The organism is Algirhabdus cladophorae, assembly GCF_044772865.1.
GTDB lineage: Bacteria > Pseudomonadota > Alphaproteobacteria > Rhodobacterales > Rhodobacteraceae > Algirhabdus > Algirhabdus cladophorae.
The window spans coordinates 2,484,421-2,507,457 of record NZ_CP173029.1; the positions used below are offsets into that span (position 1 = coordinate 2,484,421).

Consider the following 23,037-nt stretch of genomic DNA (forward strand, 5'->3'; position numbering starts at 1 on the left):
AATCTGCGAGCAGCGCGGTAGCCAATACCATGTCACAAACTGACCGCCCGTTGCTTGGTATCGCTTTGATGTTGGGCTTTTGCTTGATGGCCCCTTTGGGTGATGCGATGGCTAAAATCCTTGGCACAAGTATATCTGTGGCGCAGATCTTGCTGGTTCGGTTTGCGGTTCAGGGAATCGTGTTGGTGCCCATCTGCTGGATCACAGGCCGCAGCCTGCGCTTGGCCCCTAGGGTGCACCGACTGGCTTGGGTGCGCGTCGTGCTGCATGTGGTTGGAATTGGTGCAATGTTCACTGCCCTCATCTACTTGCCACTGGCCGAAGCCATCGCAATTGCCTTTGTCATGCCATTTATCCTGCTGCTGATGGGCAAAGTGTTCCTGAACGAAGACGTCGGCATCAGACGTCTCGCTGCCTGTGGGGTCGGATTTATCGGCACGCTTTTTGTCATCCAACCTAGCTTTGCTGAAGTCGGTGCTTTTGCGATGTTGCCTTTGGTGGTCGCCGTGGTCTTTGCCCTGTTCATGGTAGTAACCCGCAGCATCGCCAAGGAGGTCGACCCAATAGCGTTGCAGGGGCTCAACGGGTTCATGGCTTTGGCCATATTGGTGCCTTTGCTCTTGTGGGGGCACAGTAGCGGGATCGCAGGGGCGTCTTGGCGCGCGCCTGATATGGCCAGTTGGACATTGCTGATTGCTGTTGGCGTTCTGGGAACAATTGCCCATTTGTTCATGACTTGGTCTTTGCGGTTTGCGCCATCCACAACCTTGGCCCCTATGCAATATCTTGAGATCCCTTTTGCCACGATTATTGGCTGGCTTGTGTTTCAAGACTTGCCAAATGGCCTTGCCGCCGTTGGTATTGCGATCACAATGGCCGCTGGTCTTTACGTTATCCTGCGCGAGCGTCAGACCAACGCGGTGCAGCCGTAAAGGGCGTAATCACTGATCTGATCTGGCAGGCTGGCATAATCGCCAGCATGGCCGGGGCATCCATCTGCAATTGAACAGGCCCGACACTCCTGTTCGACGTGCCGATCATGGCACCCGGTGCGAACTCAAGCCCGTCTATAGGCCATTCCAATCCCTTGGACCGCCCCGACACACTGTCCATTGGAAACAACGACAACCGTGAATGCACGGGCGGTTCAAAAGTTATGACCGGCGGCACCACAAAGGCCAGATCGGTCTCACCCAGCAGGATCACTGGACGATGGGCATAGCGAACCAAAGCATTAAAGCAGGCTAAGGAATGATCGATGCGGTTTCCCAAAAAACCGACGGCCACGAACAAAGGGGCCGTGACCCGTTGCAGCACCTTCTCAAAATCTGTGCTGTTTTGTTCGGTCAGGTGGATGACGGCATCTGGATCCAGTTTCGACCGCTCGGCTTGATCCAAACTATCCATATCGCCTATAGTTAGATCAGGAGTAATGCCAAACCCCAAGGCGCTGGCCGCCCCTCCATCTGCTGCAATAGTTCCATTTGTGAGCGTTAGGGCAACCTTAAAGGTTGATTGCGTAAGCTGGCCTGCGCCAACTAAGGCGATAGGATCCAATTTATGAACAATCTCTGTCTGCATAGCCGCACTATTGCCGGAAATAGAAACAGTCCACAATTGGGCCATGAAATAATACCGGAATAAACCGCCTTTTGTGCCTAATATGGACGCAATAGTTGGTAAATTAAGTGTTGCTGGAAACGGGAGAAAGCGAGCAGAGCAATGGTAGAAGGTAACAAAATCCTCACCGTATCGTATGGGACATTTTCATGTACCCTCGAAGGGTTTGAGGATTCATTCACCACGATGAAGGCCATCGCAGAGTATTTTCGCGATCTGGCGTCCGATGACAGGTATTTCGGTGCAGAACCACCGACCCCTGATGCCGCTATGTTGGCGCGCATTGCGGAACGCGAGGTTGCGCGCCGTGTAGAAGCAACCGTTGACGGCAACGATGTTATGTTGCGCACCCAAGCCCCGGCAATTGTTGCTGATCTCCAATCTAAGGACGACGCATCAGTGGCGGCTGACCAGCCTGCACCTGTCGTGGAACCCGCGCCAGAGACCGCCGATCTTGCTGCGGCATCCGCGGATCAAGAAGCACCGGAAATCCCTGCGCAGGTTTTGCCATTGGCACAAACAGCTACGGCCACCACTGCTGACGACGCCGAATTGGAAGACGCGGCAACCGCCGCTGCCATGCAAATGCGATTGAATGCCACCACGGCAGCATCAAGTGCTGCAATTGCAGCCGGCCTGGCGTTCCCACCCGCCGCACTTTCTAATGAGCCTCAATCACAGGCTTATGACGAAACGTCAGACCACCAAGATGACGACAGTTCCATCGATGGCATCGACACTGACAACATTCAACACTTGGACGAGCAAGCTGACACTCCAGAAGAAGCGTCACCAGAGTCTGGCTCGGTCAGCGCAAAACTGCAGCGCATTCGCGCCGTTGTAGCCCCAATTTCCCAAGGCAGCGAAGAGGCCAGTTACACCGAAGATCAGCACGCAAATGATGATGTCTCGGTCGACTCACTTTTGATCGATGAGGCAGATGCGAGCCTATTCGCCGAAAGCCTGCAAGATCAGGACCCTTCTTCGGAAGACGAAGACGCCATCGCGGAAGCAATCAATTTTACCGCGCCTGTTGAAGACGATATGTCTTCGGTCCTAGCAGCCATTGCGGACGACGAAAATACTGCAGAAATCGATCTGCCAGTTGACGTGGCAGCGGCTGAAATTCTGGATGAAGACGGCGCAATCGATCCTGACTTTGCAGCAGCCTTTGAGGGCGACGATGCGCTGACCAAGACAGAGGTTGCAGAGATCGAGCAACCTCTCGAAGATGACGACATCTTGGGCAATATCGCAGCTCTCGATGATGCGGACCCTGCCGATGCAGAACCTCTGTCGGCTGATGCCACTTCGCCAATCGCGCGGGTGATCAAGGTCAAACGCAAGGACTTCGAAGCGGCTCTGGCAGCTGGTGATCTGGAAGAAGTGGACACCTCAGAAGAGTTCGAATTTCCGCCTGAGGAATTGATCGAAGATGTGGTCAATGAGGATGAGATCGCGGATCAAGTGGCCTCGGCTTTGGGCGAGACATCCCTCTCCGACGAAGACGAAGCCGAACTGATGGCTGAACTGGCCGCCGTGCAACAAGAAGTTCAAGAGGACGCGGTTTCTGCAAAATTATCAGACGCTCCGGTATTGGACGAGGATGCCAACACAGCTGAAGAGACCGAAACACCGCAGATCCTTGATGACAACGATATGGCACTGGCCGGCGTTGCTGCCTTGCTTGACGAGCAAATCGAGACTGAGGCTGGCTCAGACGACATTACCATGTCGCCAGAGATTGACGCAGAACCACAGCCATTGCTGGATACCGCCGTGAACGACGAAGACGATACCGTTGACCGGTTGATGTCCAAGACGCAAAGCGAATTTGACGCGCCAGAGACTGGCCGCCGGCGCAATGCGATCGCACATCTCAAGGCAGCGGTCGCAGCGACCCGTGCGGAGCGTGATTCCCAAGGCGAATTGGTAGAAGTGGGCGATCAAACTGACAGCTACCGCGATGATTTGGCCCAAGTTGTGCGCCCACGACGTGCAGAAAAGCCAACAAAACGTTCGGAACGCCCTGTCGCCAAGGTACCACCACTGACTTTGGTCGCCGCGCAACGCGTAGACATTCCAGAAGGTAAAGCCGAGGCCGCAAAACCTGCGCCGCGCCCTACCAACGTACGTCCGCGCCGTGTCGCTAAAAGCGCCCCAAAGGTCAATTCCGAAGAAATCAACAGCTTTCAGGAATTTGCCGAAGCAAAAGGCGCACGCGAACTGCCTGATTTGCTGGAAGCCGCCGCAGCCTATGCGGCCTATATCAAAGGCGAGCCTAACTTTACGCGTCCTGAATTGATGCGCAAAGTCAGCGACATGTCTGATACCTCCAGCCATTCTCGCGAGGATAGCCTGCGGTCGTTCGGGCAACTGTTGCGCGAAGGCAAGATCGTCAAAATCAAAAAAGGCACATTTACCGTTGCCGAAGATACGCGGTTTCGCCCCAACGAAGCCCGTTTTGCCGGAGAATAAACCGGCACATTAAGACCAAATGAATTTTAAACTGATTGAGGCCGCCCCATACTTGGGCGGTCTCATTTACTGTGGATCTTGCGGTGCGTCAGGATCTGCCTGCCCCACACCTTTAAAAATCGCTTTGAACGGCAAAGCCCACAAAATCCCCAAGGCCACGTAGACAGCAAACTCTACCCAAATCGGTGGGCGGCCCAGCCAATTCATAATCGTGACCGAGGCCACGATATAAAGCGGCAAGCCGATCAAAAGAAGTAAAAGCGCCCAGCGGCGGCGGGATTTATATGTCAGTGCCATCAGTCTGCAAAAGGATCCGTTACCAAAATTGTGTCATCCCGTTCGGGTGACGTAGAAACTAGGGCAACTGGACACTGGATCAACTCTTCGATCCGGCGCACATATTTGATCGCGGCTGCTGGCAAGTCGGCCCAGCTGCGCGCGCCCGCTGTAGAGCCTTCCCAGCCTTCGATGGTTTCATAGACCGGGGTGACACGGGCCTGTTGATCTGCGGCAGTTGGCAAATAGTCTAACCGTTCCCCATCCAATTCATAAGCGACACAGATCTTAAGCTCGGGCAAACCGTCCAACACATCCATTTTAGTCAAAGCGATTCCATTGACGCCTGAAAGCGCACAGGTCTGACGCACCAAAACCGCATCAAACCAACCGCATCGACGGCTGCGTCCCGTAACCGTGCCTTTTTCGCGGCCAACCGTGGCCAAATGTTCACCCACGTCATCAAACAATTCGCAGGCAAAGGGGCCTTCGCCGACCCGAGTTGTGTAGGCTTTGACAATCCCCAGAACAAAGTCGATGGCCCCCGGCCCCACGCCTGTGCCTGTGGCCGCCATTCCCGATAGCGTGGTGGAAGACGTCACAAATGGGTATGTGCCAAAATCCACATCCAGAAGTGAGCCTTGCGCCCCTTCAAACAAGATGCGCTTCCCAGCCTTGCGCTTTTCGTTCAGAACCTTCCAAACCGGAGCGGCAAATTTGAGAATTTTCGGAGCAATTTCAGACAGTTTCTCCATCAGATCGCCACGATCAACCTCGTCCAGACCAAGACCACGGCGCAGCGCGTTGTGGTGCAGCAGCAAACGGTCCACCCGGGCTTCGAGTGTGGCTGGATCGGCAAGATCGGCCACGCGCACAGCACGTCGTCCAACTTTGTCCTCGTAGGCCGGGCCGATGCCGCGCCCAGTCGTGCCAATCTTGGCGATGGAGACCTGATTTTCACGCGCCCGGTCTAATTCACCGTGAACTGGTAGGATCAAAGGTGTGTTTTCTGCGATCATCAGGTTTTCGGGCGAGACAGGCACACCTTGTGTTTCGATCTTTTCGATCTCACTGACCAAAGCCCAGGGATCCAACACAACACCGTTGCCGATGACGCCCAATTTGCCATCGCGCAATATGCCAGACGGCAGCAGCGACAGTTTGTAGACGGCCCCGTCGATAACCAAAGTGTGGCCCGCGTTGTGTCCACCTTGGAACCGCGCGATCACATCTGCGCGCTCGGACAGCCAGTCTACAATCTTGCCTTTGCCCTCATCGCCCCACTGTGCGCCTACAACAACTACATTCGCCATGTCTCAGTCCCCTGCCTGATCAAACCCGCGTCCGTATATCGACACGTGGCCCAAGGCGAAACCACTAAATCATGCTAAATCGCGCTTGCGAGCCTTGGACCTAGCCCCTACATAGCTTCAAAGTGTTTTGCAAAAGGCCAACGCCCCTATGGAAAATGTCATTCTGATCGTTCATTTGCTTTTGGCCGCAGGCCTTATTGGCGTTGTTTTGCTGCAGCGTTCTGAAGGTGGCGGCTTGGGTATGGGCGGCGGCGGCGGCGGTGGCGGCGTGATGTCGTCACGTGCAGCTGCCACGGCTTTGGGCAAAATCACATGGTTCTTGGCCACTGCATTTATTGTGACTTCGATCACATTGACGGTGATTTCGGCACAGCAATCTTCCTCCAGCTCAGTTTTGGATGGGGGCGATGGCCTTCTGCCACCGGCCACGACACCGATCTTGCCCAGCGCAACAGATGGGTTGTTGCCGCCAACAGGCGACGCAGGTCCATTGCTGCCGACAGCAGACTAACCACCAAGGCTAGTTTACCAATAGTAACCCACCCCATTATGTTGTGGGGTGGTTGCCAAATCGTTGCGAATCCTGTAGTAGTCAAATCCCGTGATGATGCGGTTTTGGCGGCCAAATTCGTCGACACAAAATGCGCTCGCGGGGGATTAACGACAGCATGGCACGATATATTTTCATCACGGGTGGTGTGGTTTCCTCGTTGGGCAAAGGGCTGGCCTCTGCTGCTTTGGGGGCGCTTTTGCAGGCCCGTGGCTTTTCCGTTCGCCTGCGCAAACTTGACCCTTATTTGAACGTCGATCCCGGCACCATGTCACCCTTTGAACATGGTGAGGTTTTCGTCACAGATGACGGGGCTGAGACGGATCTGGACCTTGGCCATTATGAGCGTTTCACTGGCGTGGCTGCACGAAACACTGATTCCGTCAGTTCCGGGCGGGTCTATTCTACAGTGTTGGAAAAAGAACGCCGCGGCGATTACTTGGGCAAAACCATTCAGGTTGTCCCCCATGTGACCAACGAAATCAAAGATTTCATCAATGTTGGCGATGATGAAGTTGATTTCATGCTGTGTGAAATCGGCGGCACCGTTGGCGACATTGAGGGCCTGCCGTTCTTTGAAGCGATCCGTCAATTTGCCCATGACAAGCCGCGCGGCCAGTGCATTTTCATGCATTTGACACTGTTGCCCTATCTGTCCGCGTCGGGGGAACTCAAGACCAAACCGACCCAACACTCGGTCAAAGAATTACAGTCAATTGGCATCGCACCCGACATTTTGGTCTGCCGTTCAGAACATCCGATCCCGGAAAAAGAGCGCGAGAAAATAGCGCTGTTTTGTAATGTGCGCAAAGATGCGGTGGTCGCAGCCTATGATCTGAAATCGATCTATGAGGCACCGCTGGCCTATCATGAACAAGGTTTGGATCAGGCGGTGTTGGACGCTTTTGATATCTCGCCTGCACCTGCCCCTAACTTGGCGATCTGGAATGATGTAAAGGACCGCATCATAAACCCGGAAGGCACTGTGCGCGTGGCCATTGTGGGCAAGTACACGCAATTGGAAGACGCCTATAAGTCGATCAAAGAGGCGTTGACCCATGGCGGTATGGCCAACCGCGTCAAAGTGGACGTCGAATGGGTGGATGCCGAAGTTTTTGACAGCGCCGATGACGTTAGTCCACATTTGGAAGGCTTTCATGCGATTTTGGTGCCTGGTGGATTTGGCGAACGCGGAACCGAAGGCAAAATCAAAGCGGCTCAATTCGCGCGCGAGCGCAAAATTCCCTATCTCGGGATTTGCCTAGGGATGCAGATGGCGGTGATCGAGGCTGCGCGCAATCTGGCCGGCTTTGATGATGCCGGATCCGAAGAGTTCGACCATGAGGCCGGCGGCAAGCGCTTTACGCCCGTGGTCTACCACCTCAAGGAATGGGTGCAGGGCAATCACAAAGTGCGGCGCAAGGAAACCGACGACAAGGGCGGCACAATGCGACTTGGGGCGTATAACGCCACGCTTGCCGAAGGATCCAAAGTGGCCCAAGTGTATGGCACATCCGCCATCGAAGAACGTCACCGTCACCGCTATGAGGTTGATATCAAATACCGCGAAAAGCTGGAGAAATGTGGTTTGACCTTCTCGGGCATGTCACCAGATGGACGTTTGCCGGAAATTGTCGAGATCAAGGATCACCCTTGGTTTATAGGGGTGCAATTCCATCCGGAACTGAAATCAAAACCGTTTGAACCACATCCGCTTTTTGCTGACTTTGTCCGCGCGGCAAAAGAAACCAGCCGACTGGTGTAACTCAAAGGATACGACGATGCCCAAAGGCTATTGGATCGCAAATAACATCATCACCGACGCCGAGACCTATGAGGTCTACAAGTCCAACAACATGAATATCCTGCCCAAATATCAGGCTAAATTTCTTGTGCGCGGCGGCCAACAACAAACACCCGAAGGCGAAAGTTACCCTCGAACAGTTGTAATTGAATTCCCCAGCTACGATGTCGCACTGGAGGCTTACAACAGTGCAGCCTACCAAGATAACATCAAAATCCGCCAAGCCGTGGCCGAAGGGCGCCTGGTAATTGTGGAAGGCTATGGAGACGACAATGTTTGACAAAATTCTTGCAATCTTTGCTTCGGAAACGCCCGAGGCATTTGACCCTGAGGATGCGCGCGTCGCCATGGCAGGACTGTTGGTGCGCATTGCGAAATCTGACGGGCAATATGATGCCGAAGAATTGGCGCATATCGACCGTGTTTTGGCAAAACGCTATAATCTAAATCCCGTGGAGGCCGCCAAGTTACGGGTTGTTGGTGAAGATTTTGAGGCGCAAGCCCCCGATACGGTTCGTTTCACCTCAACGATTAAGCAGGCTGTGCCTTATGAGGATCGAGAAGGCGTGGTAGAGGCTTTGTGGGATATTGTGCTGGCTGACGGCACCCGCAGCATCGAAGAAGATGCCATTTTGCGCACCGCGTCAAAGTTCCTTGGTGTCAACGATCGTGACAGCCATTTGGCCCGTCAGAGAGTGGAAGCTGCACAAAAAACCTAAGGACTGCGGTGCCTGGATTGCCATTGTGCATCGCGGCTTTGACAGTTCCGCAGGGCTCTACACTTTTTTGTGAACAGAAATGATTTTCCAGCCTTTGATCAAGCAATCAAAGCCCTGTTGCGGTGTCATGTGGTCTGACCGCTTGGAATCCCAGAGTTTTTCAATCGTGCCACCAAATGGTGTCGCCCCCAATCCTGCTGCTTAGACAGAGGTGCGCCCCCGTATCCAACAATAGAAATCTCCAAGGAAGTCAGGTCACGTCTTGCATCCTGTGGAAATTTGATTTTTGGTTAACACGCTGCTTTGTCTGGGAAACGCATGACCTCCGTCATTGAACTCAAAAATATCTGCAAGAGTTATGATCAACTTGACGTGATCAAGGGCGTCAGTATCCGCGCAAACCGCGGCGAAGTGATCTCGCTTATTGGGTCCTCCGGATCCGGGAAGTCGACGCTGTTGCGCTGCACGAACCTGCTTGAAGACAGCCAGTCAGGCGACGTGTTGTTTGAAGGCGAGCCTGTGGCATGGACCGGTGAAGGTTTGCATCGCAGGCCTGCAAAAAAGGACCAAGTCACACGTATTCGCACCAATCTGTCGATGGTCTTTCAACAGTTCAACCTGTGGTCGCACATGACTATTTTACAGAATGTCATGGAGGCGCCGATCACTGTTTTGGGGCGGTCTGCAGCGGATGTGGAACCTGCCGCACGGGCCTATTTGACCAAGGTTGGCATCGGCGACAAATGCGATGTCTACCCTGCCCAACTGTCTGGTGGACAACAGCAGCGGGCCGCAATTGCCCGTGCCTTGTGCATGGAACCCAAAGCGTTGTTATTTGATGAACCAACATCTGCTCTGGATCCTGAACTTGAACAGGAAGTGATCAAAGTCATCAAAGATTTGGCAACAGAGGGGCGCACGATGCTAATTGTGACCCATGACATGGCTTTAGCGCGCGATGTGTCCGACCACGTGGTTTTCTTACACCAAGGGTTGATCGAAGAGGAAGGGCCTCCCGCAGAGGTATTTGACCGACCCAAATCCGCTCGACTTCAACAATTTCTGTCCGCTGGCAAGACGATTTAGACCACCAACTTGGCAGAATCCGCAAAAACGAATAGACTTTTCTTGGGAAACAAGAAAAATAAACTCTTCAACTCTGGGAGACACAATATGATGAAGCTTACTTTTGCCACGCTTGCGCTAACACTCAGCGCCGGTATCGCAATGGCACAAACGGTTCGTATGGGAACCGAGGGGGCTTATCCTCCCTACAACTTTTTGAACGATGCTGGCGAAGTTGACGGCTTTGAGCGCGAACTGGGCGACGAACTGTGCAAGCGGGCCGAATTGACCTGTGAGTGGGTCACAAATGAATGGGACAGCATTATTCCCAATCTGGTATCTGGTAACTACGACACAATCATCGCAGGCATGTCGATCACAGCCGAGCGCGACGAAGTCATCGATTTCACACAAGGCTACACGCAGCCCGATCCGTCTGTATTTCTGGCCATGTCCAGCGATGTTGACCTCAAAGGCGGCGTCGTTGCTGCCCAAACCGGCACCATCCAAGCCAGCCACATTGCATCTATGGGTGCCACAGTGGTTGAGTTTGCAACACCAGAAGAAACCATCGCAGCCGTCAAAAATGGCGAAGCTGATGCGGTTCTGGCAGACAAAGCATTTCTTATGCCGATTGCCGAAGCAGAAGCTGACTTGTCCATCGTAGGTGACGACGTCTATCTGGGCGGTGGTGTTGGCATGGGCCTGCGCGAGTCCGATGGCGAATTGCGCGGCAAGTTTGACGCAGCGATCCAGTCAATGAAAGACGATGGATCCCTGAACGCCTTGCTTGCCAAATGGCTGCCAGACAGCGGTCAATTCTAAACAACGCACGTGGCGGTGGGTAGTCTCCTGCCGCCACGGCCCTGCCGAAAGGCCATGACATTTTTTCGTATTGCGCCGATCCTGAAGGCCTGCAAACCGCTGCATGGTTCAGTTGCTACCTGACAACAGGTAAGCATATAGCGTTTTACACGTCCTTTCTCACCGTCATCTGCTTGCTTGCGATCACTGCGCCGACTGCCCTTTTGTTTGGGTTTGCTGGCGCGTCTGCGGCGCGCAGTGCCTTGGCCCCATTGCGTTGGATCGGCAAAGGCTACATCGCTGTCGTGCGCGGCGTGCCTGATATTGCATTCTTTTTGTTCTTTGTGATCGCCTTGGATCAAGGGTTCGAGTGGCTGCGTCACAAGGTTAATTGCCCTGATTGGACGGATCCCATTCGCCAAGGCAGCGACTTTGTTGTCTGCGATGCGGCCAAAATGCCCCTGTCTTCCGCTGCCAGTTGGGTCCACGAGACCTATGGATTCATGCTGGCTGTTCTGACCTTTGCTATCGTTTTTGGGGCCTTCGCCGCAAATGTGTTGTTCGGCGCCATGCGTGCAGTGCCCAAAGCCCAGATGGAAACCGCCGCTGCCTACGGGATGACCACACGCCAAAGCTTTTGGCGGGTCTTGGTGCCGCAAATGTGGGTCTATGCCCTGCCCGGCCTGTCAAACCTATGGATGGTCTTGATCAAAGCCACGCCGCTTTTGTTCCTACTGGGGATTGAGGATATCGTTTATTGGGCGCGCGAATTGGGCGGCACGAAAACCCCACGCTTTACAGACTACCCCCACGGCGACTGGCGCGTTTGGTACTTCTTGGCACTGTTGGTGTTCTACCTTGGCTTTACCTACCTCAGTGAACGGGTATTGGGCCGCTTGACGCGCCGCTTGAATAAAGGCCAAGCCACAGCAGTCGGTGACGCGTTGCGAAAGGCAGCAGCATGAGCTGCCTGCAAACCATCCAAGACTATGGGCTTCGGGCGCTCGGATTTGGTGAGCGACTGTTGCCACGGTCCGATTTTACCTTGTGCGAACAATTTGTTCTCATAGGCTCCGGCATGATTTGGAACGTCTATTTTGGCCTTTTTGCGCTGCTGCTGGGCTTTTTCTTTGCCACCGCGCTGGCCTTGGGCAAAGCCAGTTCAAACCCAGCCTTCCGACTGCCCAGCCGGGCGTTTATCTTTTTGTTTCGAGGCTCGCCCCTCTTTATTCAGTTCTTTTTTGCGTATTTCTTGTTCCTCAGCCTGAAGTCGCAATTTGATTTTTTTGCCCCCTTTACCGCCGCTTGGCTTGGCGCGTTGATTGTCTTGTTTTGCAATACATCAGCCTATGCGGGTGAGATTTTCTACGGCGCGTTGCAATCGGTCCCCCGTGGCGACAGTGAAGCCGCCGACGCCTACGGGTTGACCGGCTGGCCGCGATTCAAACGGATCATCTGGCCCACCATGATGCGCCTCGCTTGGCCTGCCTACACGAATGAAGCGATCTTTTTATTTCATGCGACGACTTTGGTGTTTTTCACGGGCTTTCCCGCGTGGCAGCAGCGCGGCGATGCGCTCTATTATGCGAACTATTTTGCCGACAAGACGTTCAACCCATTCATCCCATATCCGATTTTGGCAGGTTATTTCATACTACTGACCTTGGTGGTGATCGGCGTATTTGGGGCGATCAACCGCAGGCTAAACCGCCATCTACCGCAAGAGGCACGCCGCAAATTGCGCCTGCGCCCGCAATTGATCCGCTGACACCATGGACCTGACCCAGCTCCAAACCTTCCGCGTGGCCGCTGTTGATCTGAACGGTCAATTGCGCGGTAAACGCGTGCCATCCAGTTACGCAGGCAAGCTGGAAAAAGGGGCTGTTCGCTTGCCCGTCTCGACCCTAAACATGGACATCAGTGGCGCCGATATCGAAGGCAGCCCTTTGGTTTATGAGACCGGCGATGCAGACGGGATCCTTTTGCCCACCTCACGTGGGCCCGTGCCCATGCCGTGGCTGGAACGGCCCAGTGCTTTGGTCCCGATGTGGATGTTTGATGAGGCAGGCCAGCCCTTTGCCGGCGATCCGCGTCACGCTTTGGCACGGGTGCTGGATCGGTTTGACGCCCGCGACTGGCAAGTTGTGGCCGCGACCGAGTTGGAATTTTATCTGGTTGACCGCAATGGTCTGAGGCCCCCTATTCAGCCGAAAACCGGCGAAGTTCTCAGCCGTGCCAATGTCTATGGCCTGTCGATTTTGGACGGGTTTGAAGCCTTCTTTGATGATCTCTATGATGCTTGCGAAGCTATGGAGATCCCCGCGCAAACCGCACTGGCCGAAAGCGGGCTTGGGCAGTTTGAGGTCAATCTCAACCACCAAGACGCGATGAAAGCCGCAGACGATGCGATGTTGTTCAAGACCCTTGTCAAAGGCTTGGCGCGGAAGCACGGGCTGTGTGCCACGTTCATGGCAAAACCTTATGAAACGGATGCAGGTAACGGGCTGCACGTGCATTTTTCGGTTTTGGATAAAGCCGGTCAAAACGTCTTTGATGACGGCACGGATGCAGGCACTGATGTGCTGCGCTATGCGCTGGCAGGTTGTTTGGACGCGATGCAGGACTGCACCTTGTTGTTTGCCCCCCATGCTGGCAGCTACCATCGACTCGTCCCGAACGCCCATGCCCCAACAGCCGTGTGCTGGGGATATGAAAACCGAACGGTAGCCCTGCGTGTGCCGGGCGGACCGCCTGTGGCCCGACGCATCGAGCACCGCGTGGCAGGCGGCGATATCAATCCTTATCTGATGTTGGCCGCGATCCTTGGGGCTGCGATGAACGGGGTCGACGACGCTCGACTGCCCCCTGCCCCAATCATCGGCAGCGCCTATGATCAGAGCCTTCCACAGCTGGCGCCGAGTTGGTCGAACGCCATTGACCGATTTGCATCCAGCCCCCATATCGCGCGCATTTTTGATCCCATGATGATCGACAATATGGTGCGCACCAAGCGCCAAGATATGGCAATCGTGTCGCAAATGACCCCAATAGAACAGGCAAAGCTTTACCTCGAAACGGTCTAAGTCTAGCGTGTGCTTCATGAAAATTGGTATCCTACAATGCGGTCACGCGCCCTCTCAGATCATGTCTGAACAGGGTGACTATTCCGATATGTTCGAAGTCTTCTTGGCAAAGAGCGGCTTTTCATTCCAGACGTTTGATGTGGTCGACATGATCTTTCCGGAGGCTGTGGAACAGGCGGATGGTTGGCTTATCACCGGCTCGAAACACGGCGCTTATGAGGATCTGCCGTTTATTCCCCCGCTTGAGGATTTTATCCGTCAGATCTATGCGACAGGTCGCCCGATGGTTGGCGTGTGCTTTGGCCATCAGATTGTTGCGCAGGCTTTGGGCGGCAAGGTCGAGAAATTTCAGGGCGGCTGGGGCATCGGGCGGCATGACTATACAACGCCTGATGGGCCGCTGACGTTGAATGCGTGGCATCAGGATCAAGTGGTGGAAAAACCCTTGGATGCAGAGGTTTATGCAGGCAATGATTTTTGTGCCAACGCGGCCCTGTCTTACGGGCAGCGCGCCTTTACGATCCAACCCCACCCCGAGTTCAACGCTGATGTAATTGAATGTCTGATTGATTATCGCGGTTTGGGCATCATTCCCGAAAACCAGCTGCAAGAGGCCCGTGATGGCCTGCCAAAACCTGTGGACAACCCATTCATGGCGCAAAAGATCACTCAGTTTTTTAGAGATGCTCAGACTGTTACGGATACCCCGTTATGAGTAATTGGAAAGATGCCCTGCCTTCTGCGGCCTTTGACTACATAAAGGGTCGCAAACTGGATGAGGTCGAGTGCATCATTGCAGACCTTCCCGGCGTGGCGCGTGGCAAGGCGGTTCCAGCCGCGAAATTTGAAAAGCAATCCGAGTTTTTCCTACCCAATTCTATCTTTTTCCAGACCCTAACGGGCAGCTGGGGTGAGGCCGCAGGGCCAGAGGGTTGGATCGAACCGGATATGGTTTTGAAACCCGACATGAGCACAGCCACTGCTGCCCCCTGGACCGGTGATTGGACCTTGCAAGTCATCCACGATGCCTTTGGACGCGATGGTGTAACGCCCATACCTATGGCGCCACGAAACGTTCTAAAACGCGTGGTCGACCTTTATCATCAAAAGGGCTGGACCCCAGTGGTCGCCCCTGAAATGGAATTCTTCCTTGTGGCGCGCAATCTTGATCCCGCGCAGGCGATCACTCCTATGATGGGGCGCTCGGGAAGGCCTGCAGCCGCGCGTCAGGCCTATTCGATGTCAGCAGTGGACGAATACGGACCGGTGATCGACGACATCTACGATTTCGCCGAGGCGCAGGGTTTTGAGATCGACGGGATTACACAAGAAGGCGGTGCCGGTCAGGTCGAGATCAACCTGCAACATGGCGACCCGATCAAGCTGGCGGATGAAGTGTTTTATTTCAAACGCCTGATCCGAGAAGCAGCACTGAAACACGACTGCTTTGCCACCTTTATGGCGAAGCCTATTCAGGATGAACCGGGCAGTGCGATGCATATTCATCACTCAATTTTGGACAGTGAAGGCAACAACATCTTTACGGGTCCACAGGGTGGCGAAACCGATGCGTTTTTTCATTTTATTGCAGGGCTGCAAAGCCATTTGCCCAGCGTTATTGCCTTGCTGGCCCCTTATGTGAACAGCTACCGGCGCTATGTCAAAGATCATGCAGCGCCTATAAATCTGAGCTGGGCACGGGACAATCGCACCACGGGTATTCGCATTCCAATCTCAGACCCTGCCGCGCGGCGGGTGGAAAACCGATTGGCGGGTATGGATTGTAACCCTTACCTTGGGATCGCAGCGTCACTGGCCTGTGGCTATCTTGGTCTGATCGAAGAAGAACGCCCCGACAAGCAGTATCGCGGCGATGCATACGATGGGGACGAGGATATACCGGGCGAGTTTCGCGTCGCTCTGGATCTGTTCGATGAGGCCCATAAAATGCATGACGTTCTGGGTCCTGAATTTGCCCGCGTCTATTCCATTGTCAAACGCATGGAATACAGCGAATTTCTGCAGGTTATCAGCCCGTGGGAACGCGAACACCTGCTGCTGAACGTATGAGCTGGCTCACAGCAAACGAGGCTCAGGGCGTCTATCCCGACAGCTGGTACCGGGTCGGCATTGCCGAAGTGCCTTCATGCCCTGTCTTAAAGGGCCATGAAACAGCAGATCTGTGCATCATTGGCGCTGGCTTTACCGGATTGTCTGCGGCGTTGCATGCAGCACAGGCCGGAATGGATGTCGTCGTCCTTGAGGCCCACCGGGTTGGGTGGGGCGCATCGGGCCGCAATGGCGGTCAAGTGGGCTTGGGGTGGAACTGGTCCCATGACGCATTGGCTGCAAAATTGGGTGCGGCGACGGCCACTGCATTATCGCGCATCGCAGATGAGGCGTTGATCCAGACCAAAGCAAAAATCCGCAATGTCGCCCCGGACGCTAACCTGACCGAAGGCCTGATCGAAGCTGTGTTCGACGAACGCGCACTCAAGGCCTTGGATGCAAAGGAACCGCAAGGGCACAGGCAACGCTTGGACCGCGCCGCAATGCTCCAGCACACAGGATCTGCTGCATATTGCGGCGGCTACCTCAGCCAAGACGCCGGGTTTTGCAATCCATTTGCCTATGCGCAGGGTTTGGCCAAGGCAGCCCTAGCTGCGGGTGTGCGGATATTTGAGATGTCGCCTGCACACCGGATTGGCCAAGGCCTTGCTCAAACCGACAAGGGCCGCGTCACCTCTCAGTTTTTGCTACACGCCACAAACGGGTACAGCACCCATTTGCACCGCAAAACAGCTGCGCGGGTTTTGCCAATCAATAACTATATGGCCGCTACAGAACCCTTGGGGGACAGGGCCCCGATGTCTCGGCCTGTTGCGGTATATGACGACAAGTTTGTGTTGAATTACTTCTGGCAGAGCCCTGACGGACGTTTGATTTATGGGGGTGGCGAAAGCTACGGCAAGCGCTTTCCAAACGACATTGCGGCACGGGTGCGCAACAATTTGCGCCAAATCTATCCGCAGCTTGCGGATGTGGCATTCACCCATGCTTGGGGCGGCACATTGGCCGTTACCCCAACCCGCCTGCCCTATATAGCAAACCTTGGCGATGGGATTTTCACAGCAGGCGGATATTCAGGCCACGGTGTGGTTCTGGCCAGTCATTGTGGCACTTTGGTCGTCGATGCAATGCGCGGTATCACCCAAGACTTTGATCTGGTGGCACAATTGCCCACACCTGCCTTGCCCGGTGGGGTACGCTTGGGCGGTATAGTTTCGAATGTAGGGATGCGTTGGTTCGCCCTCAGAGATCGATTGGGTCTGTAAGGCAAGTTTCATTAGACTGTTACATTCATTTGATTTAGATTATCGTAAAATTAGATTAGGATAATCCGAAATGACGAAACCTGATGTCTATGGCGCCGAAGCTATCCCCCCCCAAGCATTAGACGCCATCACCGAAATGCTCGGCAGTGGCGACTTATTCCGCTACACCTCAGAAAACTCTCCCGTTGCCCTGTTGGAAGCAGAATTTGCCCAGACCATGGGCGCAAAATACGCGCTAGCTGTTTCATCCTGTTCAGCGGCGCTGTTTCTATCGCTCAAAGCCCTCAAGTTACCTCGCGACGCGCGGGTTTTAATCCCTGCCTTCACCTTTGCCGCCGTGCCTTCGGCGGTGGTTCATGCAGATTGCAAACCTGTGCTTTGCGAAGTCGGGATGAACTACCGGATCGATCTGGAGGATTTCGAGGCCAAGCTGGATCAAAACATCAGCGCTGTAATCATTAGTCACATGCGCGGGCACACCAGCGACATGGACGCAATTTTGTCCCTCTGCAAAGCCCGCCGCATCCCCGTGATCGAAGATGCCGCCCATTCACTGGGAACCACTTGGAATGGCCGAAACATCGGAACCTTGGGCCAAATTGGATGTTTTAGCTTTCAAAGCTACAAGTTGCTGAACGCGGGCGAAGGCGGGATAATGATTACCGACGATCCTGATCTGATTGCCGCCGCAGTTATTATGTCCGGTGCTTATGAACATAACTGGCAAAAACACCCCGTCTTGCATGACAGCTTTGCCAAGGTACAAAACACTTTGCCCCTGTATAATCTGCGCCTTAACAACCTGTCTGCAGCTATTATTCGCCCCCAATTGGCCGAGATTCCACGCCGCGTACGCGATGGCCTGCGCAATCACAATTATGTAGCGGGCGTGCTAGAGCAAAGCCCGTGGATATCGGTGCCACCTGCTTTGGATCAGGAATCGCGCGCGCCAGACAGTATTCAGTTCAACTTGGTCGACCTAAGCGATGCGCAAACATTGGCGTTCCAAGACCTCTGCGCCGAACGGGGCGTAAAGGTCCAAGTCTTTGGCATGTCACAAGACAACGCACGGGCGTTTTGGAATTGGCATTTCCTTGGGCCCATTCTTGATATGCCCAATACGCGGCGAATGTTGATGCGGGCCTGCGATGTGCGGCTTCCTGCAAGACTGACAACTGACCAGTTGGACTTCGTTGCGACTAGTATTATGGACGCGATCCACCAGACAATGGAGCCTCAGCAGTCCTGCGTGGCCTAAAGCAGCTTAAGCTCGTCGCGCAACCACGGCATTTTTTCGGTCATCGGACCCACTATCATCTCCTGAAGCAGTGGGCGCAGTGATTGCGCTGCCTGTTCAGGCATATCCTTAAGCACATCGCGCCGCGCGGTAAGCGAGATCGTGCGGTGCAGCGGTGCAAAGGGCAGTGGCAGCAGATCGACCTGATCCTTGAACCGCTGCGCCCGCAGCCATCCCAGCGGTGTGATAATGCTCCACCCTGCCCCCCGGGCAACCATCGCCATGATCGCGTGGTAACTGTCCAGTTCAAATTGATGCGCCGGTGTGAGGTTTTGACGGGCCAAATGCGCAGTAATTTGCTGCCCCATATGATGGCGTGATGTGTATTGAATCAATGGCTTAGGTTTGAGTTGGGAAAATATATCAGCCGACACATCAATCGACCCTTTCGGCACTGCAGCCACAAAAGGTTCCTGCAACAAAGGGTGGATTTCCATCCAATCCGCAGCGGCCCCCATGTCAGCAGCCACAATCACGTCCAATGCGCGGGCATCCAACAGATCAACAAGGCGATGGCTGGCCCCGGTTTCCAGCAAAAACTGACATTCCTGCAAGGATTGCGCCAATTGTCCCAAAAGTGCCGGCGTTACATCGGCATCAAAGTCCTCGATCATGCCCAAGCGAAACCGCGTCAGGGCCGAAAAGTCAGCGCGGGCCAGTTCCGTACGCGCAAGGGACGCCTCGTTCAAAATGGATTGGGCGCGTTTGCGAAACATCTCGCCTGCTGGTGTCGCCGTCACTGGGCGTGAATTGCGGTTAAGCAGCATCGCCCCGACTGATTTTTCCAAATTGGTCAGTTGCTGGCTGACGGTTGCAGGGCTGGTGTCCAACCGTCGTGCGGCTGCAGAAATAGATTTCTCTTCGACCGTGGCCACAAAAACTTCGATCCCCCAAAGCGAAAATCTGTCTTGGGACTGCTTCATTTTGGGGCTCCTCTCGAATGGAGCCACGCTAAGAGTTTTCCAAAGCTTGCGCAACGATGATTGATCCCAACCTGTGGGCGCGATAGCGTGGCATTAGCCAATTTTCCAGACGGAGCCTAAGATGCGTGATGATGCCCCCAACAGCTGGGAAGCCCGGGCAGATGCCCATTCCTTTTACGGGTTTACCGACCTTCCAACGATTGAGGATCGCGGTGCTGTCGTTTTGACCCACGGCGAGGGGCCTTATGTTTTTGATGTGCACGGGCGCAAATATCTGGACGCAAATTCTGGCCTATGGAACATGGTGGCAGGCTTTGATCACCCCGGATTAGCCGAGGCGGCTAAGGCTCAGTATGACCGGTTTCCCGGCTACCACGCCTTTTTTGGACGCATGTCAGATCAAACCGTTATGCTGTCCGAGAAACTGATCGAGGTCTCGCCTTATGACACGGGCAAGGTGTTTTACACCAACTCAGGGTCCGAGGCGAACGACACAATGGTCAAAATGTTGTGGTTTTTGTCCGGCTCCGAAGGCCAGCCACAGCGCCGTAAGATCATCACACGCAAAAACGCCTACCACGGGGTCACAGCCGTGTCGGCCAGCATGACAGGCAAGCCTTACAATTCTGTCTTTGGCCTGCCTTTGGATGGATTTATCCATCTGACCTGTCCACATTTTTGGCGCGAAGGGCTGCCCGGCGAAACCGAAGAACAGTTCACAGCCCGCATGGCCCAAGAACTGGAGGACGTCATCGCGACAGAAGGCGCAGACACAATCGCAGGCTTTTTTGCAGAACCGGTGATGGGCGCAGGCGGAGTTATCCCACCGTCGAAAGGATACTTCCAAGCGATCCATAAGGTTTTGAAAAAGCACAACATCCCGCTGATTTCCGACGAGGTGATCTGTGGTTTTGGCCGCACAGGCGCTGTTTGGGGTTGCGAAACCTATGATTTCATACCCGACGCGATCATCAGTTCCAAAAACCTCACCGCTGGCTATTTCCCAATGGGTGCAGTGATCCTTGGGCCGGAATTGACCGCGCGGTTGCAAGCCGCCTCCGAAGCCATAGAAGAATTCCCCCATGGCTTTACTGCATCGGGCCACCCCGTAGGATGTGCTGTTGCGTTGAAGGCTATCGACGTGATCCTGAACGAAGGCTTGATCGACAATGTACGCGCCCTCACTCCGAAGTTCGAGGCGGGTATGGCGCGGTTGTTGGAAAACCCAAACATCGGCGAGGCACGCGGCAAAGGCTTGATGGGGGCCTTGGAGGCCGTGGCCGATAAAGCCACAAAAACCCCCTTTGCCGGTGATCTTTCCGTATCCGAGCGCATCGCCAATACCTGCACCGATCACGGGCTGATTTGCAGGCCTCTTGGGCAAGCCGTGGTGTTGTGCCCCGCGTTCATCATGACGGAACCGCAAATGGACGAAATGTTTGAAAAGCTGGAACTGGCGTTGAAAAAGGTTTTCGCTGAAGTTGCCTAGCTGCGACCTTTGCGTCGTTTTCTAGCCTGATCTGCGTCCACCGGCCTGCAAGGCTTAATGGGGAAGAACACCCAATGTCGCGCCCAACCCTCGCACCGCTTTTTGCCCTGATCGCTGTTACATTGTTTTCAATGAACGATGTGATGATGAAGTTTTTGTCCGGTGGCTATGCGCTGCATCAGCTGGTCTTACTGCGGTCCTGCGTAGGTCTGGTAATTGTCGTTGGTTTGATGGCGCCTTTGTCGGGCGGCTGGCATTTGCTGCGCACGCGGCGCTTGGGCCTGCATATATTGCGCGCAATCTGCGTGATCGTTGCAAACATGGCGTTCTTTTTGGGCCTCGCGGCGCTGCCCTTGGCAGATGCAGTTGCGATTTTCTTTGTCTCGCCTTTCTTGATTTCGATTTTTTCAGTGATCTTTTTGGGCGAAACAGTTGGCCCGCGCAGATGGATGGCCATTGCAATTGGCATGATTGGCGTGCTGATCGTTTTGCAACCGGGCACATCGTCATTCCAACTGGCGTCTTTGCTGCCACTGATCGGGGCCACGGGCTATGCAGGCCTGCACATCTTTACCCGCCATCTGCGGGACACGGAAAACGCTGTGAATATGACCTTCTATATTCAAGTAACTTTTATTTGCCTCACCGTTTTGCTTGGTGTGACCATCGGCGATGGCAAATTTGATGTATTCGACCAAGCGTCCATGTCTTTCCTACTGCGCGCGTGGGAATGGCCGGTCGGCATCGATGTGCCGATCATTGCGATGTTGGGTGTTTTTGCCTCGGTCGGCGGCTATTTCATCAGCCAAGCCTATAGACTGGGCGAAGCGGCCCTTATTGCACCATTTGAGTATTTAGCGCTGCCACTGTCTATTTTATGGGGTTTTTTGATCTTTGAACAATGGCCCACGGGCCCGGCCCTTACTGGGATCGGACTGATCCTTGGGTCAGGGCTGTATACAATCTGGCGCGAACGTCAGATCGCCAAGGCTACATCCTAGATAGTTTTTCCTGCAACTCGGCCAATTGTTTTTTGATGTCCGACAGGTTTTCAGCCTCAGCATCGGCGCTGGGTTTTGCAGATTGTCCCCCTGCGCCCATTATGCCCCCAGTCATTGCCTTCATGAATGCTTCTTGCTGGGCCTGCATGGCCTCAAATCCAGGCATTTTCGTCATCGGATTGATTGCGCCCATGTTTTCCATCATTTTGGACTGACCGTCGCGCAATATATCAAAGCTCATGGCCAGAAACTCGGGAACCACTGATGTGGCCTGCGTTGTGTAGCTGCGCACCAAATCATTCAACACGCCAACGGGCAAAACGCTTTCGCCGCGGCTTTCGTGTTCTGCAATGATCTGCAACAAATACTGGCGGGTCAGATCATCGCCGGACTTGAGATCAACGATTTGGACCTCGCGCCCCTCACGAATGAATCGCGCAATATCTTCTAATGTGACGTAATCGCTGGTTTCAGTGTTGTACAATCTGCGGCTCGCATACCGTTTAATAAGCAGAGTTTCTTCTGTTTTGGCCACGTTGATTGCTCCCCACAATGAAATTTGAATACATGTTTTTTTGACATGATTCATGCTGTGCAGAAAATGCTACTGCGTTGCAGCACAAAAAGAAAGGGCGAGCCTTTGACAGGCCCGCCCAACACTCACATCCGAAACAGGGAGGAATAGGATGCGTTTCAGTGTCTTGTCGCTTCGCCCACCGGCGAAGACTTACTTAGCCGCAGCTTTTTTCGCAGCAGCGGAAACTTCTGTCGTTGCTTTTTTAACGGCAGCTGTTGTTTCTTCTTGCATGTCTTTGCCAGCAGCCAGCATCAGTTCAACTGTCTCCATTTGCACTTTCTTAGCGATCTCGGCGAAGGCGGCCATGTGCTCGGCTGCGGCTTCGGCAGAGGATGTCGCGAAGTCTGTGTAGGCTTTGCTATAGTCAGCAGGGTCAGCTTTAACTTTTGTCAGATCAGCCGCTTTGGCCAATGTGTCTTTTGCCCATTTGCTGGACAGTTCAGCGGATTTTTCTGCTGCTGTCAGAGCAACGCCGGACATTTTTTCCGACAGAGTTGCTTGTGTTTTGAACGCGTCCTGCATTGCAGCTGCGTCTACTGGGAATGCGCCCATCATGTCTTTCATGATCGCTGTAAAATCTTGTGCCATTGGTTGATCTCCACATTATTTGGTTGCGTCGCAGCCAATCGGATCATCCAATCTCTGCGCTTGCAAATGATATACGTGCTGCAGTGCAGCATTTCAAGGTTTTATTCTGCGATGC

General features: G+C 54.1%; 23 protein-coding genes. 17 read left to right on the plus strand and 6 right to left on the minus strand.

Annotated elements, in window-relative coordinates; all coding sequences use genetic code 11:
• Nucleotides 1-29: 29 nt before the first annotated feature.
• Entirely contained in the window at nt 30-932 is a 903-nt protein-coding gene (locus ACIRQ6_RS11870) for a DMT family transporter (RefSeq protein WP_420860802.1), read from the plus strand.
• On the opposite strand, the gene ACIRQ6_RS11875 is transcribed toward ACIRQ6_RS11870, so the two are convergent.
• A complete protein-coding gene (locus tag ACIRQ6_RS11875) occupies nt 892-1,626 on the minus strand; it encodes a thiamine diphosphokinase (RefSeq protein WP_420860803.1) in 735 nt (244 codons plus the stop codon). The genes ACIRQ6_RS11870 and ACIRQ6_RS11875 overlap by 41 nt on opposite strands.
• Nucleotides 1,627-1,722: 96 nt before the next feature.
• Here ACIRQ6_RS11875 and ACIRQ6_RS11880 point away from each other — a divergent pair, with 96 nt between their 5' ends.
• Nucleotides 1,723-4,098, plus strand: coding sequence for a hypothetical protein (locus ACIRQ6_RS11880; RefSeq protein ID WP_420860804.1), 2,376 nt, complete (start codon nt 1,723-1,725; stop codon nt 4,096-4,098).
• A gap of 66 nt (nt 4,099-4,164) precedes the next feature.
• On the opposite strand, the gene ACIRQ6_RS11885 is transcribed toward ACIRQ6_RS11880, so the two are convergent.
• On the minus strand, nt 4,165-4,395 hold the full coding sequence (locus ACIRQ6_RS11885) for a DUF2842 domain-containing protein (protein ID WP_420860805.1): 231 nt from the start codon (nt 4,393-4,395) through the stop codon (nt 4,165-4,167).
• Nucleotides 4,395-5,687 carry an adenylosuccinate synthase gene (locus ACIRQ6_RS11890; protein WP_420860806.1) on the minus strand — a complete coding sequence of 431 codons (1,293 nt, stop codon included), beginning with the start codon at nt 5,685-5,687 and terminating at the stop codon, nt 4,395-4,397. The genes ACIRQ6_RS11885 and ACIRQ6_RS11890 overlap by 1 nt, the downstream gene beginning before the upstream one ends.
• A 148-nt stretch (nt 5,688-5,835) precedes the next feature.
• Here ACIRQ6_RS11890 and secG point away from each other — a divergent pair, with 148 nt between their 5' ends.
• The 13 genes from secG (at nt 5,836) to ACIRQ6_RS11955 (ending at nt 18,305) form a co-directional block, all read left to right on the plus strand.
• The gene (gene secG / locus ACIRQ6_RS11895; RefSeq protein WP_420860807.1) at nt 5,836-6,198 is read left to right on the plus strand and encodes a preprotein translocase subunit SecG; all 363 of its coding nucleotides are present in this window, start codon (nt 5,836-5,838) and stop codon (nt 6,196-6,198) included.
• 157 nt (nt 6,199-6,355) lie between these two features.
• Nucleotides 6,356-8,002 carry a CTP synthase gene (locus ACIRQ6_RS11900; protein ID WP_420860808.1) on the plus strand — a complete coding sequence of 549 codons (1,647 nt, stop codon included), beginning with the start codon at nt 6,356-6,358 and terminating at the stop codon, nt 8,000-8,002.
• Nucleotides 8,003-8,018: 16 nt separating this feature from the next.
• Entirely contained in the window at nt 8,019-8,321 is a 303-nt protein-coding gene (locus ACIRQ6_RS11905; protein ID WP_420860809.1) for a DUF1330 domain-containing protein, read from the plus strand.
• A complete protein-coding gene (locus ACIRQ6_RS11910; protein ID WP_420860811.1) occupies nt 8,314-8,760 on the plus strand; it encodes a TerB family tellurite resistance protein in 447 nt (148 codons plus the stop codon). The genes ACIRQ6_RS11905 and ACIRQ6_RS11910 overlap by 8 nt, the downstream gene beginning before the upstream one ends.
• 318 nt (nt 8,761-9,078) lie before the next feature.
• Complete coding sequence (locus ACIRQ6_RS11915; protein ID WP_420860812.1) at nt 9,079-9,846, plus strand: ABC transporter ATP-binding protein; 768 nt, start codon at nt 9,079-9,081, stop codon at nt 9,844-9,846.
• 87 nt (nt 9,847-9,933) lie between these two features.
• On the plus strand, nt 9,934-10,650 hold the full coding sequence (locus ACIRQ6_RS11920) for a transporter substrate-binding domain-containing protein (RefSeq protein ID WP_420860813.1): 717 nt from the start codon (nt 9,934-9,936) through the stop codon (nt 10,648-10,650).
• Between the two features lie 59 nt (nt 10,651-10,709).
• Complete coding sequence (locus ACIRQ6_RS11925) at nt 10,710-11,594, plus strand: ABC transporter permease (RefSeq protein WP_420863904.1); 885 nt, start codon at nt 10,710-10,712, stop codon at nt 11,592-11,594.
• On the plus strand, nt 11,591-12,397 hold the full coding sequence (locus tag ACIRQ6_RS11930) for an ABC transporter permease subunit (RefSeq protein WP_420860814.1): 807 nt from the start codon (nt 11,591-11,593) through the stop codon (nt 12,395-12,397). Before ACIRQ6_RS11925 ends, ACIRQ6_RS11930 begins: the two co-directional genes overlap by 4 nt.
• 4 nt (nt 12,398-12,401) lie before the next feature.
• Nucleotides 12,402-13,712 (plus strand): glutamine synthetase family protein, encoded by a 1,311-nt coding sequence (locus ACIRQ6_RS11935; protein WP_420860815.1) that lies wholly within the window; start codon nt 12,402-12,404, stop codon nt 13,710-13,712.
• 16 nt (nt 13,713-13,728) lie between these two features.
• Nucleotides 13,729-14,427: a type 1 glutamine amidotransferase gene (locus ACIRQ6_RS11940; protein ID WP_420860816.1), complete on the plus strand. Its 699-nt coding sequence runs from the start codon at nt 13,729-13,731 to the stop codon at nt 14,425-14,427.
• Nucleotides 14,424-15,782 carry a glutamine synthetase family protein gene (locus tag ACIRQ6_RS11945; protein WP_420860817.1) on the plus strand — a complete coding sequence of 453 codons (1,359 nt, stop codon included), beginning with the start codon at nt 14,424-14,426 and terminating at the stop codon, nt 15,780-15,782. Before ACIRQ6_RS11940 ends, ACIRQ6_RS11945 begins: the two co-directional genes overlap by 4 nt.
• Complete coding sequence (locus ACIRQ6_RS11950; protein ID WP_420860818.1) at nt 15,749-17,047, plus strand: NAD(P)/FAD-dependent oxidoreductase; 1,299 nt, start codon at nt 15,749-15,751, stop codon at nt 17,045-17,047. The genes ACIRQ6_RS11945 and ACIRQ6_RS11950 overlap by 34 nt, the downstream gene beginning before the upstream one ends.
• A 70-nt stretch (nt 17,048-17,117) precedes the next feature.
• Nucleotides 17,118-18,305, plus strand: coding sequence for a DegT/DnrJ/EryC1/StrS family aminotransferase (locus ACIRQ6_RS11955; protein ID WP_420860820.1), 1,188 nt, complete (start codon nt 17,118-17,120; stop codon nt 18,303-18,305).
• On the opposite strand, the gene ACIRQ6_RS11960 is transcribed toward ACIRQ6_RS11955, so the two are convergent.
• Nucleotides 18,302-19,267 (minus strand): LysR family transcriptional regulator, encoded by a 966-nt coding sequence (locus ACIRQ6_RS11960; RefSeq protein ID WP_420860821.1) that lies wholly within the window; start codon nt 19,265-19,267, stop codon nt 18,302-18,304. The two genes, ACIRQ6_RS11955 and ACIRQ6_RS11960, sit on opposite strands and share 4 nt — an antisense overlap.
• Nucleotides 19,268-19,388: 121 nt before the next feature.
• On the opposite strand from ACIRQ6_RS11960, the gene ACIRQ6_RS11965 reads away from it, so the two are divergent.
• Both ACIRQ6_RS11965 and ACIRQ6_RS11970 read left to right on the plus strand, forming a co-directional pair.
• Nucleotides 19,389-20,756: an aminotransferase gene (locus ACIRQ6_RS11965; RefSeq protein ID WP_420860823.1), complete on the plus strand. Its 1,368-nt coding sequence runs from the start codon at nt 19,389-19,391 to the stop codon at nt 20,754-20,756.
• Nucleotides 20,757-20,830: 74 nt separating this feature from the next.
• Nucleotides 20,831-21,757 carry a DMT family transporter gene (locus ACIRQ6_RS11970; RefSeq protein WP_420860824.1) on the plus strand — a complete coding sequence of 309 codons (927 nt, stop codon included), beginning with the start codon at nt 20,831-20,833 and terminating at the stop codon, nt 21,755-21,757.
• On the opposite strand, the gene phaR is transcribed toward ACIRQ6_RS11970, so the two are convergent.
• Together phaR and ACIRQ6_RS11980 are read right to left on the minus strand one after the other, a co-directional pair.
• Nucleotides 21,747-22,292, minus strand: a complete 546-nt coding sequence (phaR, locus tag ACIRQ6_RS11975) for a polyhydroxyalkanoate synthesis repressor PhaR (protein ID WP_420860826.1) — start codon at nt 22,290-22,292, stop codon at nt 21,747-21,749. The two genes, ACIRQ6_RS11970 and phaR, sit on opposite strands and share 11 nt — an antisense overlap.
• Nucleotides 22,293-22,484: 192 nt before the next feature.
• Nucleotides 22,485-22,922 (minus strand): phasin family protein, encoded by a 438-nt coding sequence (locus ACIRQ6_RS11980; RefSeq protein WP_420860828.1) that lies wholly within the window; start codon nt 22,920-22,922, stop codon nt 22,485-22,487.
• Nucleotides 22,923-23,037 lie beyond the last annotated feature (115 nt).

What these genes read in the sequence shown, in the direction of transcription:
- ACIRQ6_RS11870 (WP_420860802.1), top strand. Translation starts at nt 30, where the DNA reads ATGTCACAAACTGACCGCCCGTTGCTTGGTATCGCTTTGATGTTGGGC.
- ACIRQ6_RS11875 (WP_420860803.1), bottom strand. Translation starts at nt 1,626, where the DNA reads ATGGCCCAATTGTGGACTGTTTCTATTTCCGGCAATAGTGCGGCTATG.
- ACIRQ6_RS11880 (WP_420860804.1), top strand. Translation starts at nt 1,723, where the DNA reads ATGGTAGAAGGTAACAAAATCCTCACCGTATCGTATGGGACATTTTCA.
- ACIRQ6_RS11885 (WP_420860805.1), bottom strand. Translation starts at nt 4,395, where the DNA reads ATGGCACTGACATATAAATCCCGCCGCCGCTGGGCGCTTTTACTTCTT.
- ACIRQ6_RS11890 (WP_420860806.1), bottom strand. Translation starts at nt 5,687, where the DNA reads ATGGCGAATGTAGTTGTTGTAGGCGCACAGTGGGGCGATGAGGGCAAA.
- secG (WP_420860807.1), top strand. Translation starts at nt 5,836, where the DNA reads ATGGAAAATGTCATTCTGATCGTTCATTTGCTTTTGGCCGCAGGCCTT.
- ACIRQ6_RS11900 (WP_420860808.1), top strand. Translation starts at nt 6,356, where the DNA reads ATGGCACGATATATTTTCATCACGGGTGGTGTGGTTTCCTCGTTGGGC.
- ACIRQ6_RS11905 (WP_420860809.1), top strand. Translation starts at nt 8,019, where the DNA reads ATGCCCAAAGGCTATTGGATCGCAAATAACATCATCACCGACGCCGAG.
- ACIRQ6_RS11910 (WP_420860811.1), top strand. Translation starts at nt 8,314, where the DNA reads ATGTTTGACAAAATTCTTGCAATCTTTGCTTCGGAAACGCCCGAGGCA.
- ACIRQ6_RS11915 (WP_420860812.1), top strand. Translation starts at nt 9,079, where the DNA reads ATGACCTCCGTCATTGAACTCAAAAATATCTGCAAGAGTTATGATCAA.
- ACIRQ6_RS11920 (WP_420860813.1), top strand. Translation starts at nt 9,934, where the DNA reads ATGATGAAGCTTACTTTTGCCACGCTTGCGCTAACACTCAGCGCCGGT.
- ACIRQ6_RS11930 (WP_420860814.1), top strand. Translation starts at nt 11,591, where the DNA reads ATGAGCTGCCTGCAAACCATCCAAGACTATGGGCTTCGGGCGCTCGGA.
- ACIRQ6_RS11935 (WP_420860815.1), top strand. Translation starts at nt 12,402, where the DNA reads ATGGACCTGACCCAGCTCCAAACCTTCCGCGTGGCCGCTGTTGATCTG.
- ACIRQ6_RS11940 (WP_420860816.1), top strand. Translation starts at nt 13,729, where the DNA reads ATGAAAATTGGTATCCTACAATGCGGTCACGCGCCCTCTCAGATCATG.
- ACIRQ6_RS11945 (WP_420860817.1), top strand. Translation starts at nt 14,424, where the DNA reads ATGAGTAATTGGAAAGATGCCCTGCCTTCTGCGGCCTTTGACTACATA.
- ACIRQ6_RS11955 (WP_420860820.1), top strand. Translation starts at nt 17,118, where the DNA reads ATGACGAAACCTGATGTCTATGGCGCCGAAGCTATCCCCCCCCAAGCA.
- ACIRQ6_RS11960 (WP_420860821.1), bottom strand. Translation starts at nt 19,267, where the DNA reads ATGAAGCAGTCCCAAGACAGATTTTCGCTTTGGGGGATCGAAGTTTTT.
- ACIRQ6_RS11965 (WP_420860823.1), top strand. Translation starts at nt 19,389, where the DNA reads ATGCGTGATGATGCCCCCAACAGCTGGGAAGCCCGGGCAGATGCCCAT.
- ACIRQ6_RS11970 (WP_420860824.1), top strand. Translation starts at nt 20,831, where the DNA reads ATGTCGCGCCCAACCCTCGCACCGCTTTTTGCCCTGATCGCTGTTACA.
- ACIRQ6_RS11980 (WP_420860828.1), bottom strand. Translation starts at nt 22,922, where the DNA reads ATGGCACAAGATTTTACAGCGATCATGAAAGACATGATGGGCGCATTC.